Origin of the sequence: Nostoc sp. ChiSLP03a (assembly GCF_034531215.2) — a bacterium.
Taxonomy (GTDB): domain Bacteria; phylum Cyanobacteriota; class Cyanobacteriia; order Cyanobacteriales; family Nostocaceae; genus Nostoc.
On the sequence record NZ_JAVRBQ020000072.1, the window covers coordinates 1 to 17,022 of the forward strand.

Annotated in this window: 12 protein-coding genes and 1 pseudogene; 4 read left to right on the forward strand and 9 right to left on the reverse strand. The window is 41.2% G+C overall.

Features of this window, described 5'->3' with window-relative positions:
* Window positions 1-394 precede the first annotated feature (394 nt).
* Together RMY32_RS12030 and RMY32_RS12035 are read left to right on the forward strand one after the other, a co-directional pair.
* Window positions 395-820, forward strand: a complete 426-nt coding sequence (locus tag RMY32_RS12030) for a universal stress protein (protein ID WP_322713646.1) — start codon at window positions 395-397, stop codon at window positions 818-820.
* A gap of 19 nt (window positions 821-839) precedes the next feature.
* Entirely contained in the window at window positions 840-1,031 is a 192-nt protein-coding gene (locus tag RMY32_RS12035; RefSeq protein ID WP_322713647.1) for a hypothetical protein, read from the forward strand.
* Between the two features lie 164 nt (window positions 1,032-1,195).
* On the opposite strand, the gene RMY32_RS12040 is transcribed toward RMY32_RS12035, so the two are convergent.
* Window positions 1,196-1,582 carry a hypothetical protein gene (locus RMY32_RS12040; protein WP_322713676.1) on the reverse strand — a complete coding sequence of 129 codons (387 nt, stop codon included), beginning with the start codon at window positions 1,580-1,582 and terminating at the stop codon, window positions 1,196-1,198.
* 349 nt (window positions 1,583-1,931) lie between these two features.
* Here RMY32_RS12040 and hslO point away from each other — a divergent pair, with 349 nt between their 5' ends.
* Window positions 1,932-2,831, forward strand: a complete 900-nt coding sequence (hslO, locus tag RMY32_RS12045; RefSeq protein ID WP_322713677.1) for an Hsp33 family molecular chaperone HslO — start codon at window positions 1,932-1,934, stop codon at window positions 2,829-2,831.
* A 160-nt stretch (window positions 2,832-2,991) separates the two neighbouring features.
* On the forward strand, window positions 2,992-5,079 hold the full coding sequence (locus tag RMY32_RS12050; RefSeq protein WP_322713648.1) for a chromosome segregation ATPase: 2,088 nt from the start codon (window positions 2,992-2,994) through the stop codon (window positions 5,077-5,079).
* Between the two features lie 193 nt (window positions 5,080-5,272).
* On the opposite strand, the gene RMY32_RS12055 is transcribed toward RMY32_RS12050, so the two are convergent.
* From RMY32_RS12055 to RMY32_RS12090, 8 genes and pseudogenes are all read right to left on the reverse strand, one after another.
* Entirely contained in the window at window positions 5,273-6,151 is an 879-nt protein-coding gene (locus tag RMY32_RS12055; RefSeq protein WP_322713649.1) for an NAD(P)-dependent oxidoreductase, read from the reverse strand.
* 425 nt (window positions 6,152-6,576) lie between these two features.
* Window positions 6,577-7,785 (reverse strand): class I SAM-dependent methyltransferase, encoded by a 1,209-nt coding sequence (locus RMY32_RS12060; RefSeq protein ID WP_322713650.1) that lies wholly within the window; start codon window positions 7,783-7,785, stop codon window positions 6,577-6,579.
* 220 nt (window positions 7,786-8,005) lie between these two features.
* Complete coding sequence (locus tag RMY32_RS12065; RefSeq protein WP_322713651.1) at window positions 8,006-9,742, reverse strand: Dyp-type peroxidase; 1,737 nt, start codon at window positions 9,740-9,742, stop codon at window positions 8,006-8,008.
* 97 nt (window positions 9,743-9,839) lie between these two features.
* Complete coding sequence (locus RMY32_RS12070) at window positions 9,840-10,586, reverse strand: OST-HTH/LOTUS domain-containing protein (protein WP_409882811.1); 747 nt, start codon at window positions 10,584-10,586, stop codon at window positions 9,840-9,842.
* 459 nt (window positions 10,587-11,045) lie between these two features.
* Window positions 11,046-11,435, reverse strand: coding sequence for a VOC family protein (locus tag RMY32_RS12075; RefSeq protein WP_322713653.1), 390 nt, complete (start codon window positions 11,433-11,435; stop codon window positions 11,046-11,048).
* Window positions 11,436-11,518: 83 nt separating this feature from the next.
* A complete protein-coding gene (locus tag RMY32_RS12080; protein WP_322713654.1) occupies window positions 11,519-12,055 on the reverse strand; it encodes a GAF domain-containing protein in 537 nt (178 codons plus the stop codon).
* 638 nt (window positions 12,056-12,693) lie between these two features.
* Window positions 12,694-14,415, reverse strand: coding sequence for an Eco57I restriction-modification methylase domain-containing protein (locus tag RMY32_RS12085; RefSeq protein WP_409882813.1), 1,722 nt, complete (start codon window positions 14,413-14,415; stop codon window positions 12,694-12,696).
* A gap of 17 nt (window positions 14,416-14,432) precedes the next feature.
* A pseudogene (locus RMY32_RS12090) lies at window positions 14,433-16,961 on the reverse strand (helicase-related protein); the annotation flags it as partial.
* Window positions 16,962-17,022: the final 61 nt, after the last annotated feature.

The following is a 17,022-nucleotide window of genomic DNA, read 5'->3' on the forward strand; positions in this document are numbered from 1 at the left end:
GGAGCGCCACTAGAAATAGTTAAAGATTATATTAAAGAGCAATCAGGCGGGAAAGAATGATTGTCTACTGCGCTCCACTCCGTAGACCGCTATCCATCCCCACCGTACAGACGGATGGGGTTTTCCGCGAATCCAGATAAACTAAGTTGTCAGATAAAAAATTAGTTTAGTAGAGCTCTTGCAAAAGTACCCTAATACCCCACCCCCAACCCCTCCCCGCAGGCGGGGAACTTGGGGCCCCCTCTGGGGATTAGGGGGCAGGGAGAATTTGACGTAAGTCAAAGGCGGGGTGGGGTTCTTTTTTTGATTTATGCAAGAAGTTTAGTGTCATTGCTGACTAATTTTGCTAGATACTTATGTATGTAAGGGGTCTACTCTTTAGGAGACGAGAGCAGTGCTAAATAGTGTTTTGGTAGCTCTGGACGGTTCGGATATTTCAGAACGAGTAATTCAAGCTTTAGATTATTTGGTGTTTTCAAAAGACGCTAAGGTTATTCTGTGTCATGTGTTTCTCACACCAGAGTCAGAAATGGAACTACCTGCCGATCGCCCTCAGCCAGAGTCCCCAACGTTTTCTTATTTTCATATTGAAAAGCAACTGCAATTATATCAGGAAAAGTTATCAGCCAGAAGTGAGTTAGAGTTAGTAACTGGCGATCCTGCTGAAGAGATTATTCGTCTTGCCAATATTTATAAAACTGACTTGATCGTAATTGGCAGTCGGGGCTTGATGGGGATGAAACGAATTGTTCAGGGTTCTGTTAGCAGTCAAGTTGTAGAAGAGGCTAATTGTTCAGTGTTGGTCGTAAAACCAAGGTAAAGATTTATAAGGAGAAGCAATGGCTATAACTACCTCAAAACTAGCCTTTGAAGAATACCTGAAATATGATGATCGCACTGATAGTCGCTATAAATTGGTCAAGGGAAAACTAATTCCCATGAGTCTAGAAAGGGGACAACGTGTTGCACAAGGGTTTAAGAATTTAAACCTATGCAATTCTGTGTTGTCTGCATCTAGAGTCGTTAGATAAATTACTTTTAAACCGCAGAGCCACAGAGGAGGACACTTGCATGAGCGGGTTTCCCTACTTAAGCAAAGTGTCCGTGGCGTAGAGAGAAAAAAGAGATTTTTCGAGTAACCTTGAAAGGGCTAGCCATAAAGACAAAGAAAATCTCTTTTCTACGTTCAGTCAATTCAACGTTCTTGAGTTGCTAAAAACTGACGCAAGCTCAACAAACTAAGCGTTTGACCCAAATTCAAGGGCAAAAGTGAAACTCCTTCCAAGCGGGACTGTACCCAACCTTCTCCCCAGTACCATTCGTGGAAACCGTCAATGCCTCCGCTGAGTACTAAGCGAAGGCAGTTGGATTTGACAACGTTTACTTGATGATGAATCGCAACTGGCCCAGTCCAGGTTGTAAACTGGAATCCGGGAAGTAGTTCTTCTGGCATTCCAGGCGCAAAACGTTGCCCTAAAAGCCATTTTTTTAATTGCACGGGATGCAGCAGACTGTCACGAATTGCATCTGTTGATGCTTCGATTTCAATCCGCAGTTGGCTTTGTTGAAAATTACCCAGCATTTTTCTCGGATTACCTAAAAATAAGACATCGCTATTTCTAATATTGCAAATAGTTTTTGTCATTAGTTATTAGTCCTACCCTGCGGTCAGCCCTTCTCTACGAGAGGCTGCGCCAACGGGTTCAGCAGTCACTCATGGGGGAAACCCCCTTGGCGCTAGCCTCTCCCTTTGGGAGAAGACCGCGCTGCTTCACCGCTGGCGCGTCTATGTCCTTTGCAAATAACTAATGACCAATGACCAATAACCAATGACAGCCGTTTATTTGCGTAACACCCTACTACGTCATTTTTCTTGCAGCAGAGAACTTAGAATAGAAAAAGCGAACTTGTTAAGAAATGTAAGGTTATTCATGGCGGATCAGTTAATTCGTGCAACAGCAGCCGAAGGTGGAATTCGTGCCGTAGGTGCGATCGCCACACGTTTAACAGAAGAAGCACGGCAGCGCCACAAGCTTTCTTATGTGGCAACGGCAGCACTGGGTCGGACTATGACGGCGGGCTTGTTAATGGCTTCTAGTATGAAGCGAACTGGATCGAGGGTGAATGTCCGCGTTAAGGGCGATGGGCCTTTGGGTGGCATATTAGTAGATGCAGGCTTAGATGGTACGGTACGCGGATATGTTGGGAATCCATCTGTAGAATTGCCTCCCAACGCCAAAGGTAAATTAGATGTTGGTGGTGCTGTGGGTAGCGGCTACCTCTACGTTGTGCGAGATATCGGTCGCGGTTATCCTTACTCTAGTACGGTAGAACTAGTTTCTGGTGAAATTGGTGATGATGTAGCTCATTATCTGGTGAATTCCGAACAAACACCTTCGGCTTTAGTTTTAGGTGTGTTCGTGGGAGCAGCGGGAGTAACTGCTGCTGGAGGGTTACTGATACAAGTATTGCCCAAAGCCGCCAGAGACGAAGCCTTAGTAGAAACGTTGGAATCACGAGTTGCTGGTCTAGCAGGATTTACACCGTTGTTGCAAGCTGGGAAGACGTTACCTGAAATCTTTGGTGACTTATTGGGAGACATGGGGTTGGAAATCTTTTCTGAACGCCAAATGTTGCGCTTCCACTGTGGTTGCTCTTTTGATCGCGTTTTGGGGGCACTAAAGATTTTGGGAGAAGCTGAACTGCAAGATATGATTATTAAGGATGATGGTGCTGAGGCAACTTGCGACTTTTGCGGCAACGTCTACCAGGCAAGTAGCGATCAGTTAGCTCAACTAATTTCCGATTTGCAAGCTGAATCTGCTGTTTGAGGATAAAGTATAAAATAACACTGATTTTTGAGATTGATAATGGTACTCTGTGGAGAGAGATAATCAAAAAAGTAGCTTTTTAATGACGAGAAAGTTACTATGTCAACAATGGAATTATCAACCTAAAACAGAACGCTATTCAATTATTTTGGTGTGAGAGATGACAGAGCGGGATATTCCAGACAGTTGGTCAAGAGCCAGTGGAAGAGAGCCAGATCAAAGCAAAAGATTATCCCGAACAGAACAATTCGGTGAAACTCAGCCATTTGATGTCCCAGCTACTGGTTCTACCTCCAAGTCAGTGAAGCGGCGAAAAAAAAACCATAAGAAAGGATTACCTATAAATAGTAATTCAGAGGAAACTGCCCAACTCAATAGTACTTCTGGAAAATGGCCACGCTGGATGAAAAGCTGGACATTGTGGCTAGTACTACTAATGTTGATTCCCGGCGGTGTGGGATTCTTGGCAATGGCAATGCTACTAAAGTTGCCAGCTGCTCCTAATTGCCCCTCGATTTTCTGGCCGCTAGCTAGTGCTTCTGTGCGGCTACATTGCGCTCAGTTAGCGGCTTCTAAGCAAACAGTGAACGACCTATTACAAGCGATCGCTCTGGTGAAGCAACTACCACAAAATCACCCGTTGCATGGAGAAATCGATCGTTTCATCGAAGAATGGTCGCGGGATATTTTGAAGCTAGCCGATCAAAGTTTCCAAACTGGTAATTTAGAGGAAGCGATCGCGACTGCTCGTAAAATACCCGAAGATGTAGCAGCTTATAAGTTAGTCAATGAACAAGTTGACAAATGGCAGTCAATTTGGTCAAAGGCTGAAGCCACATACAATGGTGCGATCGCCGAAGTAAAGGAACGGCGCTGGCAATCGGCGTTTATGTTATCCGCTAAAATGCTGCGTGTAGACAATCAGTACTGGGCGGGTACTAAGTACGACCAATTGAATCGTCTGATTGCGACAGCGCGGGAAGATGGCGATAAGTTAGGAAAAGCCGAAAGTTTAGCAAACAGCAAAGTAGTTGATAACATCCTAGAAGCGATCAAGTTAGCCGAGTCAATTGGGCAGGAAAGTTACATTTACCAAAAAGCTCAGGAAGCAATTCCGGCATTTGGACGCAAAATGCTGGAATTGGCACAGGCGAAACTAGACAAGCAGGATGCAGATGAAGCGCTGAATATTGCTAGGCAAATACCGGAAAGTACGAAACTACAAGGCGAAACTGATGACTTTATTGCCATAGCTGACGCCAAAAGGAGTGCTTGGATCGGTAATGTTTCTGGTTTAGAGGCAGCGATCGCTCAGGCACAACAGATCGATCCTTCCAGACCAGTGTATAACGAAGCACAGCAACTAATTGCTCGTTGGCAGCTGGAAATTGAAGATGTTGCCCATCTGGAAAAAGCAAGAATATTGGCTAGCCAGGGAACAGTACCCAATTTAACCGCAGCGATCGCCCAAGTACAGCTTATTCCTGCTAGTAACCCTAGAGGCGCAGAAGCTAGACAAGAGATAGGTCGCTGGAATGCCCAAGTGGAGACAATTGAAGACCAACCTTACTTAGACCGCGCCGAACAGATAGCAATATTCGAGGATATTAACTCCTTGCAAGCTGCGATCGCCCAGGCCAGCGAAATTCGTAGAGGTCGTGCATTATATCCAGAAGCACGGAAAAAAATTCGTACTTGGGTAGGAAAGATTGAGCGAATTCAAGACCAACCTTATTTAGATCGAGCACAAGAATTGGCCCAGAGTGGAAATCTCACCGCCGCCATTAGCACAGCTCAACAAATTGCTTCATCGGGAAGGGCGCTTTCACAAGAAGCACAAACTGCGATCGATGACTGGGAAGGGCAAATCCGCACTAGAGAAAACTGGAAAAAAGCCCAGGAAGTGGGAGTGGCTGGCACTCCAGAAGCCTTGGTTGAGGCAATACGACTGGCGGATCGAGTTTCAAACAATAGCATCTTACGTATGGATGCGAATCAGGCTATTGACCAATGGAGTCAACAATTATTAGAAATAGCACGCACTCAAGGTCAGTCTGATATTGCTAGAGGCATTGACACTGCCAAATCAATTCCACGTGGTAGTGCTGCTTACAGTGCAGCGCAAGAGCAAATTAAGACTTGGCAGGAATTTCTCAATCCTCAACCTGAACCTCAGCCTCCATCTGTGCCTCAGCCTCAGACTGAGTCTCTGCCATTTCCCCGATCGACTACTAATAATGGACAGTAATATCCTTTTAACGATTACGATTCAGTTAAAACCTTTTGATTGAGCATTTTCAAAGATATATCAGGAATGCCGGGGTGTAAGAAGAACCGAATTTACAAAATTTTTCAAGTGTCAACTTACAGGCAGGGCGGTTATCAACCGCCCTTTTAACGTTACATTGACACCAATGCATATTTGTGCATCCTATAAAAATTTATTCTCCGATCGCTTCTCCCCATTCCTTAATGACTGAAAATAGTGATGAGTAATCATCATCAGCAAATGACATTTTTACGGCTGTTTGTAAGATTTGCCGCACTCCTTTAATACTGCTGAGATCCAAACTCCGAGATTTTGCTTCTGAGATAAATAATTCCGTATCTTTAAGTAAGTGTTTTGTGGGGAAATTGGGATCGGCATAATTGGCATCTAACATCCGTTGTAGGTTTTTATCAAATGTAGGTGCGTAGAGTGGACTGTCGCGCAAGATTTGCATAAACACATCGACATCGACACCTTGACGCTGGACAAAAGCTAGACTCAGAGCAAAGCTAGTTGTTAGAGAAGCTATTAGTTGATTTAATGCCAATTTCAGCGCCGCCGCAGATCCTACTGGCCCGATAAGTAAAGGTTCTGTCCCAAAATTTTGGAGTAACTTCAAGTGGCGTTCGTATTGTTCTGGCTCGGCCCCTACCATAACATTCAACTTGCCAGCTTTTGCTTCTGGGATACTCCCTAATACAGGTGCTTCTAAATACTCACCTCCACCAGCAACAACTGCATCCCTAATTTCCTGGCTTTCTGTGGGTGTAATTGTTCCCATTTGGATAATTGTGCGTCCTTCCAAAGTTTGCCAAGCAGTATCTGAAAGCAACACATTATAAATAGCTGGGGCATTAGTCAACATGAGAATTACGCACTCAGCAGTACGAATGGCATGGCGGGGATGTGTAGCAATTTCAGCCCCAGCTGCTTGTAGTGGTGCTAATTTTTCTGGGGTACGATTGTAGGCAACTAGCTGTATATCTGCGGCTAATAACCTTTGAGCCATTGGTAGTCCCATCAGTCCAGTTCCCAGAAATGCCACCTTCATTTTTTACGTTCCTTTAATACAGTGTCACCGTAAGCGTTGCGTAAAGCTTTTGGCATAGCTTTTCTACCAGAGGCTGCGGCAACGCTTAGAGTGAGTTATCGAGCGTCATAGTTCATCACAAACATCGCATTGTTTGATTCAAATTCAGTTAGGAAGTAATAATTTGAAATTTAAAATACAATCCTAAATCCCAGTTTTCTTACTCCCTAACTCTGGCAATCAACCACCGGCAGCAAAAGTCAACATTATTATCACTGAAAGTAAAATACCGGGGGTAAGTAGTGTTACTAGCATTAACAGGTCATGAGTGGACATAATTATTACTTTGGTAGTGTGTTTAACTTTACAGTAATCACTGTTATGCTAGTCCAAATAAGACTGATACTGCATTCTTAAATAGAGTTTTAACTTTTCTTTCTTTACGCTTACTCTGGCAGCGTCAATCCTTTTAATGGTTGAGAGATTTCTGTCTTGTCTAGACCTTTGCTCTGAATTAAGACTCCAAAGCCGCCGAGTCCTGTGGGATCTATAAGTTGGTGTAGTGCGTCCCGATGTTGTAGTAACTGCGAGAGAGGTTGCTTTTGCTCAAAAAGGGCTGCAATACGATCGCCTAACCCCAACGCCATCAAAAATAATTCCTGCTGGATAAAACCAACATTCTTTAAGTTACACTTTTCACCCCAGCGTTCCAAAGCTGTAAAGTCAATATGGGCAGTGATATCTTGTCGCCCAATATTAATATAGGGGTTGTCATGGAAACGATGATGGTAATAACACTGTAGCGTTCCCTGCGATCGCCTGGGATTATAGTAACGACTGGCGGGGTAGCCATAATCAATTGTTAACACATAGCCGCGCTGCAAGCGGTCTGCTACTATACTCAACCAGTCTAGAGCAGCTAAATTAATTTCACTACGGTAGCCATCGGGATATGCACTTTGGGTGAAGTCGATTCCCAGTGAATCCAAATATTCAGCTAGTTGGGGCGTTGAAGGTTCCCCTGTGACTTCTACAAATGATGGGCATGGGGCATAGGGCATGGGGGATGGGGCATTGGTTTGTTTTTCATTCTGATCTGTGGTTACATAAATTTCTTGGAGTTCTCCCGTTTCTAGGATGAATTGATGGACGGGGAAAGCATCAACTAACTCATTAGAAAAAAAGCAGCCTGCGATCGCATTCGGTGGTATCTCCTCTAAATTGCACCAACGCACGGGGAAATCTTGCAAGCGTTGCTGCTGTTCTTGTTTTAAAGTTGGAGACTTTTCAATAATGATGTACTCCAGGGCGGTAAAAAAATCTGGGTAGTGTAGCTGATGATATTTAAGGATATGCAATGCCAGCAATCCTTGTCCTGCTCCCATTTCTACTAGAGAAAAGGGTATAGGTTTTCCTAGAATCTCCCACATTTGCAAAAATTGTTCTGCTAGTAACTCGCCAAAGTCAGAACAGAGGTTAGGAGAGGTGAAAAAATCACCACCTTTAAAGCCAATTTTGAGTGCATCGCTGGAATAGTAGCCGTATTCAGGGTGGTATAATACCATGTCCATGAATTGGGCGAAAGTAATTCGTTGCTGGGGACTAGTGGTAATGTAATTGGCGATCGCAGCACACAATGCTGGATTTGAATTCATAAAATTTGAGGTTTGAGATTGGGGAATAAAGAAAAATAAATGAATTATGAATGATGCAAAACAAAATTCATAATTCATTATTTCCCTAATGGTCTACAAACCCTATGATATCGACCACTGTGGTATAAGCGCTGGCATTTATTGACAGACAAAACTGGGGAAGTTTGCAGTTCGGTGCGATCGCCACCAAATGCTTCTGCCCCTCTACTACCTAAAATCCTTATTTTGTCAATACTTCCTTCAAAGCAGAAATCGAGGGTGCAAAGAAGTAGCCGCCACCAGTAGGGATTACCCAGTCTTCAGGTGCAGTCAACTCCTTAGTTTGAGGTTGATTTTGGTCATCTTCAAGGTGGATAAAGAACTTGCGTGTGCGATCGCCATTTGGTTTATTATTTTCACTTTGACCAATAATTGGATCGTGACCAAGAGTTAATTTACCTTCAAACTCGTGACCTTTAGCCGCCTCCTCACTAAAGTTTGGATTGTTAGCCCAGAACTTAGTGACAAACTCAAACTGGTCTACAATCGAAGTCTGATAAGCCAAAAAGTGGAGACCGCGATCGACAAAGTTCGGGTCTTGTAGCGGATTGTTCGGTGTAGAAGCAGACACCGGGCCATAAGGAATGCCGCGACGGAGCAAGCGATGTGTTTGAGTGGTCACTTCACTGCGATCAATCTCTTCTGGTCCTGGGCCTCCACCTCCTGGTGTTTTGTCATCGCGTGGATAAGTCTTGCGGGTATGGGCAATAAACGGACAGCGCAGACCCGTTGCATCTTTGGAAGGTGGAACTACATCGTTTTTGAAGAATTTTCCATCTGGTGCATCATCACCGTTGAATTCAAAATCATTGTTGGCATTCTCATCATTACCCAAACTTGGGGCGTCTTCTTCCGGCGTGCGGACAGTGGGAGCGCCACTGGGCCAGCGACCAATCAGCTTTGCGCTCACCTTTCGAGCGTCGGTGTCTAGGTCAGCAGCAATATCATTTAAGAACTTGTGGAACTTATACACATCTTGACGCAATCGCCGGAATACAAGGTAAGAGCCATCATTCGCCCAGTGTAATCCTGCCGACACAACCTGACCTTTGCTATGTTCCAACTTTTTAGCATCATTGTCCTGACCTTCATAGCCAAAAACGAACTCTCCTGGCCATAAAAGATCCTGTCCTGGTTTGCCCTGGTTTTTATTCTCTGGATTCTGCCGAGGAGTCAGAAGTTCTTTAGGATTATCAGCAACCCGGCCACGAATACCAGGTTGTGATATTCCATCCAAGTTGCCGAAATGTTCATGTCCAGTCAGGGGTGCGGGTAAGTTGCCTCCCTCTTCCAAGAAGGTAATTCTGGCTCCGCTGCTCTTAGCGTTGCCTTTCCCATCTGTAAATGCCACAATGCTTTCTAAAATCCGGGAGATTTCTGCTAATAAGTCCGCGCGTTCGTCGCTGGCAACGATCAAAACCAGATCAACTTTGCCATTATCTGGCCCACCTACAACCCAGCCAATAGGCTTACCATCTTTGTCTACCGGGTCGTTCAGTTCAACAGCGCGTGCTGCTAGCCCAGCTTTAAAGGCTTCATCCGTAAATGAGTCGGCATCATTGGTTAGTTTCTTCAGCCCTTCAAAGGAGAAAGCTACATTAACCCAGGTTGCCTTAACAGTACCTTCACGGCCTCGCCGTTGTCTGGCGGATTTAAATAAGCGGTTGAAGGCAATCACTTCTGAAGCGGTGGCAATGAAATTGATCTGTGACTTCAGCCAGTTCTTAAAGGCATTTGGATTTTCAATTTCAAGGAACAAGAGAGCTTGATAGTCTTTATTGAACCCACCTAGAATGTTGCCTTGAATATTGTTGACATTGAGAATAGGCTCATTAGGTGCAGGGACGTAAAATGCGTTTGCCTGTTGACCTTCTAACGGTTCAGGAGCAGGCGCTTCACGAATTATTTGTTGTGTCATGATCAAAGTCCTGTAGATTGTAAAGCCTATTAGCTATTTCAGAATGGAAATATCAAATCAGGTATCTCTAATGGGAACCTGTGTTAACTTATCGGACTTAGGTAAGAGATTTATGCATTTTACTTTTATATAAAATAAATGTGCTGTTTTTCTGGCTATTTTGACTCTCAGTAATTTCAAATAAACCAGACGCTTTCAAAACACCTTTTAGTGTTTTAATCCCATACTTTTTAGGCGTACACTCAGGGTCTTGATTCTTAATAAATTCTCCCGCTCTTGCCAGTAAAGTCATATCACCTGTTTTGTCTGTATTTGTTTCGGCTAAACGTAGCAATTTGACAATTTTTGTATTCTCCCATGCTGTTTCAGACGGATTATGCAGATTTATATACTCAACACCAGAAAAAATAATTTCTGCCTTTAATTGCTGGTAGAAAAGTTCGATTTTTTGGTTAGATTCGGCGTAATTTTCTCGAAGGAAAATAACTACACTAAATACAAATAGTGTTATGTTTTTATAAAAGTGAACTGTCTCTTGGTACTGCGATTCTAAGTAATTAATACAACTTCTACATCCTTCTTCAGTACTTAATATATTTAAACCTTCCAACCCACCAAAGTGATGAACGAGATTGTTCCGCTCGGCAACCATCTCTCTTAATTTATCGCCAAAATAATCAGGGTTATAATCCGCAGACTCAAGAAAAGCATTTATCAGATTCCCTAGAGTCTTTGATTTAACTCTTTCTCTGTACTTCCAAAAGCTATCAGTATCATTTGTACTAGCATCTGAGTGTATAAATGGAAGAAGCGCTTTCAAGCCTTTCTCAATTTGCTGAAACATCAACATATTTCGCCCTATTTTTCTTAGGACTTCATTGACTAACTCACGATACTCACTTTTCATATCAAGGAGAAATTTACGAGTAGTAACTAAGTGATTATCTTGTCTTTGTGGTATAAGATACTTAGATTAATTACAAGCTACTGAATAAAAAGTTTATATGTCAAGTTCTATACATTAAGTTTTGATAAAAAGCTCGACTCTGTAAGAAAATCAGAGGTTATTTATCAAGTAAAAATAAAATTACTGTAGGTTGTGTTAGACGCATATTTCAATATGATTTGTCACGAAAATATAATTAAAGCGCCTAACACACCGTTATAGAAAAAGGTGCGTTAGGCTAAACCCCTAACACACCCTACTTAAGATTTATTTTATAAATAGTCTTTTAGGTATTGATTTTTTCTCTTGCGATCGCAATCTACAGCCCAATTAATTGCGTCCAAGGCAATTTGCTATCTAACCACTCACCAACGACACTAGCACACCATTGAGATCGCGCACACGAGCAATAGTGTGTCCCCCAGGCTGGGTTTTAGGGGCATCTAGTGTTTTTGCGCCTGCTCCAATCGCTCTCATGTAAGCGCTGCCAACATCAGGAGTAATAAATGATATCTGGATTAATGCCGGCGGTTGTGTAGCGTCGTTGGGATGGCAGCCTCCAGGAAATAATTTCTGTGCTTCGCTACTAGAAGAGAAAGCTAGTGTGGTGTTTCCGGTTTCGATTTCCGCCCAAATAGATTGTCCTTTATCCTGGAGAGTGCGACGAAGTAGACCAAAGGCTTTTTCGTAAAACTCAACTGTTTTAACTACATCGTCTACCCAAATGACCGTGTAACCAAATTTCACAGTTTTTTCTCCTTATCTAGAAAAATCAGTGCTGGCGAGGATTTCTGCTACTTAAACTGTATGCGATTTGAATACACTGTGACTTAACTCTCCAGAATATTACGATCTGTTGCTAGAGTTTGTGCCCCTGTTTGTATCATTTCTATATCTGATGGCGACCAATAATGAGACCCTTGACAGTGATGTGCTATCAGCAATCCCCATAATCCTCTAGGTATCAAAATTGGTACAACCAGGTTGGCGCGAACTTGCATATTGCGGAGAAAATCTCGGTGACAAGGCTGGATTGGCTCTAATTCAATATCAGCGATCGCCTTTACCCGTCCTGCTAAGTATAAATCAGCATACTCACTGTTAAAACAATCATCTGGGCCAGTGGAACCAAGTATTGACAATTCTTTAGAACTCAATGATTCAAAAGTCACCTGTCCTTGCCACTGACTGTAAAAATAATACAACACCACCCGATCGACCCGAAGCGATTCTCTGAGTTGATTGGTTGTTTGCCGCACTAACTCATCGCGCTGCATTGTTTTAACAAGGCGAGCAAGCAAATTTTGCAAACCCTGTTCACGGCGATCGCGGCTATGATTAAATTTCGAGTGAGAATGAATTTGCACGGTTCTAAAACTACTATTAAGTAAATGCTGCCGGATTTATATATATAGTAATTTATTAGACCTTATTTAAATACATTGTTGTATTTATACCAGTAATTCCATTTTAACGGAAAATAATACTAGTAAACCTCTCCGTGAATTTAAAATAAATTCTTAAGAAGTTGCAATTTTTCATCTACACTAGGGATGATTTTAATTATAAATTTAAAGTTAAAAATATTAGAATTTTACAGATAATATGTATCTTGAGTTTTTTATAGTATAAATTATTGATTGCGATCGCAGACTTTAACCTTTCTTAAAAGGAGAGAGGCTTTGAATCTTACTCTCCTTGCCTTGTAGGGAAGAAGCTGAAGGTTAGGTCTAAAAGCTTTAGATGACAAGGCAGTTTGTATACATAGTTACAGATATTCCTAAACTAATATGAACGTCAACTAGTCCTTTCAAGGTAACTCTAAAAATCTCTTTTTCTTCTCAGCGCTCTCTGTGCCTCTGCGGTTTAAAAGTAATTTATTAAACCACAGAGGCGCAGAGAACACAGAGAAAAGAGGAATAATTGCCCAAAAATTTTACCCAACTTTAAAGGGCTAGATTATAAACCTTAATGTTTCTGCCTATAATCGCTAGGGATGTTTGCTTTAATGAGTTAATCCAACTCTTTCTGATTCTCCAAACATTGGGACAAAGGTACGGTAAGCTTCTAATGCTGCTTCTTTTATGGTTACATTCACAATTGGAAATGTAGTGAGAATGTAGCTAAATTCATCTTTGGTTAAGCCGTAAAGGTGTGCTACCATTCCATCGAGTTCGGCGCGGAGTTTGGCGCGTTCTGTTTCATCGGTAACGCCTTGTTGATGGGAACCTAGACCGACTTCTTGCGCGAGTTCGTCAAATTCTGGTGTGGTGCAGATGAGTTTAGCGGCGCGTTGTACAATATCGTTGAAGTAGCGATCGTTTTTTGTTAAACGTGGGACGGGTAGTTGGTTAATGTAAAAAATATTTATGTTTGTCGTTACCTTTTGTCTAAGTAACCAGTCTACGACAAAAGAACTTAGTAAAGTAACGCAAACTAATTGAGACTTACTAGTTAAAGATTCAGAGATATTTATAGAATTACCGGTGAAGCAAGGTGGAATAATAGTACATATTAAACTTCTTTCATTTGTATTAGAAGCGACAGCACGATAAGCCAATCGATATTTTTGATAACCTAATACCTGCCCAATATCTTTTTGTTTTTTTAATATTGCTTTTCTCCCTTCATTTTCTTCTACCCAATAACGCGGTTTTGATAAAGTATGACTAAAATGATGAATCATTTTTCCTTCATACAATGGTAATCGACCTTTAAAATTTAATTTAAATAAGTCTTTATCATCAGTCATGTGAAATTCACGGCTTAAAGAAAGATTCCATTTATCCTCAATTTTGTCACCCAGTAATGGGAATTTGATCATCTTTTCAGAAATACAGAAGTCTATTTCATTTTTAAACTCCACAACTGAAAGTGAATCAGGTGATAGGCGGCGTATTAGTTCAATACTTATTGATATACTGTCGTTACTTGGAAATCTTTGTAAATCTTGAATATCATGACGCATAAAAGCAGCAGGAAATTTTTCAGTTTTACCCCCTTTTTCAAAAGTAAGAACAACAAATTTAAATCGGCTATCAACACCTTCAAAAATTGTCTTGCGGTTTTCAAAGCAGAATAGCCCAGTGACTTTACTGTGACTAAACAACATTTCACGTAATTGTTTAGCACCTAAGTCATTATAAAAACTGCTAGGAATAACAATACCGCATTCACTACCAGCTTTTAATAAGTAAAAACATTGTTCTAAAAAAAGTTTGTACAAGTTAATATCTGTTGTCTTTGACTTCTTACCATTAACAACAGATATTTGGTTTTGATATTGCCTAGATGAACGATAATAAAGATTTACATGAGGAAACTTGCTTTTGTATTCTAACCATGCAGTTACAATTTCTTTATCTTGTAACAGTTTATCCTTAGTATCCTCAAAAGTATGTATATCCATTTTCTTCTTCGTCACCAAATCATTATATTGAGTGAAAAACTCTTTTTCATCTGGTTTAAAAGCTTCCCAAGGTGGATTAGTGATAATTGCATCAAAACCGCCACGTTCTAAAACCTTATCAAAGTGATAACCCCAGTGAAACGGCTTTAAAGCTGCAATATCCTCAACCTTCAAAACCCGCTTCTGTGATTTTCCATTTAACTGAACCTCTTCATACTTGATACCCAAACGCTTACTAAACTCATCCAACAGCAAAAGATTTAACTTTTCTTGCGATTTTTTATTAAGTTGTTCAATATTTTTGCGAAGGTGTATCAATCGAGTATCTTGAGGTGTCGTTGAATTAAGCGAATAATAGCCCAAGGTAAATCCCAATTGACGATAATTGCACAATCTTGTAAATTATGACCTTCACTCAACACATCGGTGGCGATTAAAATACGCAACTCATCTGATGATGAAATTTGTTCGCATTTTCCATTACTTACAGGACTAAATCTTCCCGTGATTACTGTTGGGTCTTTAGATTGACCTGTCACTCCAGCTACATTAGTAATATGACTGCACTGTAAATTATCTTCAAGGTAGCGGACTGTATCGGCAAATTGTGTGAAAATTAGCACTTTATCATTAGGGTGAGTTTTTGTGAGCAGTTTGATTAAAGCAGCAAATTTTTCATCTTTTTGAGGATTCCACTCGCCACACTCTTGCAGCACATTAATCAGTGCTTTGGCATCTTCTAACAAATCTCGTTTCAGTTTTTTAACATCAAAAAGTGTAGACCGCAGCCATTTAAATCTTCGTTGATATCGAGTTGTATATTCTTGGTAAATCGATTCTGCTCTTTTACGAAAAAATTTTTCTGTTTTAGATACCTTTTCATTCTCGTTATCCAAATAAGTTACTTCTTCCTCTCTTTCCACTTGCAGCAAAGTAGTAGAATCATCTTCTGTTTCTGTATCAAACAAAGCTGCTGCAACAGAATCGGTATCTTCATCATTATTTCTTGTATCTAATAACTCAGCTTCTTGAGTTCCAATCGGAATATTAAGCCCCTGCTCTAAAGCATATAAATAAATGAAGTTACGTAAAATGTGGCGCTCAATTGATTGAATAAAAGCAACACTACTACTTTCTAAACGTTTAAATAAATTAGTACGAGAAAAGCCCATTAACCTCCTACCACCACGAAATAAGCTATTAATAAAGCGTTGCTCTGTGTCTGTAGGCGGCTGTTTTTGTTTAGTCATAACGTAATTTCCTAGCCCATAACGAGGTAAGTTAAGGCGATTAATAACTTCTACTACCGATTCAGAGTAAAGACGAGCATAAAAATCTGTGTTAGAAGCTTCTAAAGGAAACTTGAGACTACGAGGTAAACGCTGAGGAAAATAAGAACGTCTTCCATCAGCAAATTCTAAATATTTTCGCTTGGTTTCATCTGTGTGGGCATAATTATCTTTAATAAAAGAGCGAGTGCGTCGCACCATATAACGCTTCATCAATTCTCGCCAGTCATCAGGGTGTTCGCTTTTCTCAAAAGCCGCTAAAGAACGGACAGAACATTGATGTTTTCTAATAAACTCTAATTCTCCTACAGAACTGCCACCAAGTTCATTAATTAAAGCTTCTGGTCTTAAGCCCAAATCTTCGTCTTCTGGCACAAATAGCCGCAATTGGGCAGAAAGGTCAAGATAACTTTTATTGTAAGGAGTAGCTGATAATAAAATACATTTACTTTCATTGGCAGCAATATATTCTGTAATTGCTCGATAACGTTTACCTTCGCGGTTACGTAAATTGTGACTTTCATCAATTAACACAACTCGGTAACGGCGGAGTTTTGGTAATTTATTTTGTACTTGACTAATTGGCATAACTTCCGCAAGTAGCCGATAGTTATTTACATATTCTTGCCACATTGGTACTAAGTTTTTTGGGCAAATAATCAGTGTTTCTAAAAAGCAATCTTCTTGTAATATCTTGGCCAAAGCGGTTCCAACGAAAGTTTTGCCCAAACCGACCACATCGCCCACTAATACGCCGCCACGCCTTGTTACATGACGTGCTGCTAGCTGTACGGCGGCTTTTTGGAAATCAAATAAGTTATTAAATTCGCGGGGGATACGAAATTCTGAAAGTCCAGCGATCGCTTCATGGGATAAGTGGTAAGCTATCTTCAGGTAGATGTAGTAAGGTGAGACTAAATCTTGCCTAGCCCAGCTTCGATCGATAATTTCTGCCAATTCTTGGGAAATATCTACACAACCGTAATCTTGCCAGCGATCGCTAAACCACTTTTGCAGTTTATTACAAGCATCGTGGTCTAAGATATCAACATTCAACTCCCCTTGTTTCGCCAGTCCCGGAAGGGTTAAATTACTACTACCCAAGAATCCCACTGTGGGAGTGTTAGGGTCATGGCGATGCACAAGATATAATTTGGCGTGGAGAGAATGACGCAGAAACAGTTTAATAACTAGTTTCTGAGTTTTTAGCTGATAACTTAACCGCCGTAACCCTGCTTCATCTTGATTAGTCGGCGTACCGATAGTCAACTGCTGACGAAATTCCGCCGCCATGCGTTTTTTAAACCGCACAATGCTACTGTTATCAATTCGTCCATCACCATTACTAAGAGAAAATGCCGCATGAACTTCATCACTAGGCAAGCTTTGCATCCCTATTAGCAAACGACAACAAGCATTTTCACTGCCAACATACTGTTCAATCAAATCATCAATTCTTCGCCAACCTCTGAGGTTGAAATAGCCAACGCAAAAGTCTGCCCGATAGGAGATTTTGAGGGTTTCTCGTAAAATCGGTAGCAATGATAAATCAATATTGTCAAAAATCCGGGGCATTATTTAAAACTCGATAAATATTTCGTACATCTGTTATATAAGTAAAAATTTTTTCCAGCCA

Coding starts and splice junctions, on each gene's coding strand:
- RMY32_RS12070 (WP_409882811.1), bottom strand. CDS start 10,586: ATGTTTCAGCAAATTGAGAAAGGCTTGAAAGCGCTTCTTCCATTTATA.
- RMY32_RS12065 (WP_322713651.1), bottom strand. CDS start 9,742: ATGACACAACAAATAATTCGTGAAGCGCCTGCTCCTGAACCGTTAGAA.
- RMY32_RS12050 (WP_322713648.1), top strand. CDS start 2,992: ATGACAGAGCGGGATATTCCAGACAGTTGGTCAAGAGCCAGTGGAAGA.
- RMY32_RS12060 (WP_322713650.1), bottom strand. CDS start 7,785: ATGAATTCAAATCCAGCATTGTGTGCTGCGATCGCCAATTACATTACC.
- hslO (WP_322713677.1), top strand. CDS start 1,932: ATGGCGGATCAGTTAATTCGTGCAACAGCAGCCGAAGGTGGAATTCGT.
- RMY32_RS12055 (WP_322713649.1), bottom strand. CDS start 6,151: ATGAAGGTGGCATTTCTGGGAACTGGACTGATGGGACTACCAATGGCT.
- RMY32_RS12040 (WP_322713676.1), bottom strand. CDS start 1,582: ATGCTGGGTAATTTTCAACAAAGCCAACTGCGGATTGAAATCGAAGCA.
- RMY32_RS12035 (WP_322713647.1), top strand. CDS start 840: ATGGCTATAACTACCTCAAAACTAGCCTTTGAAGAATACCTGAAATAT.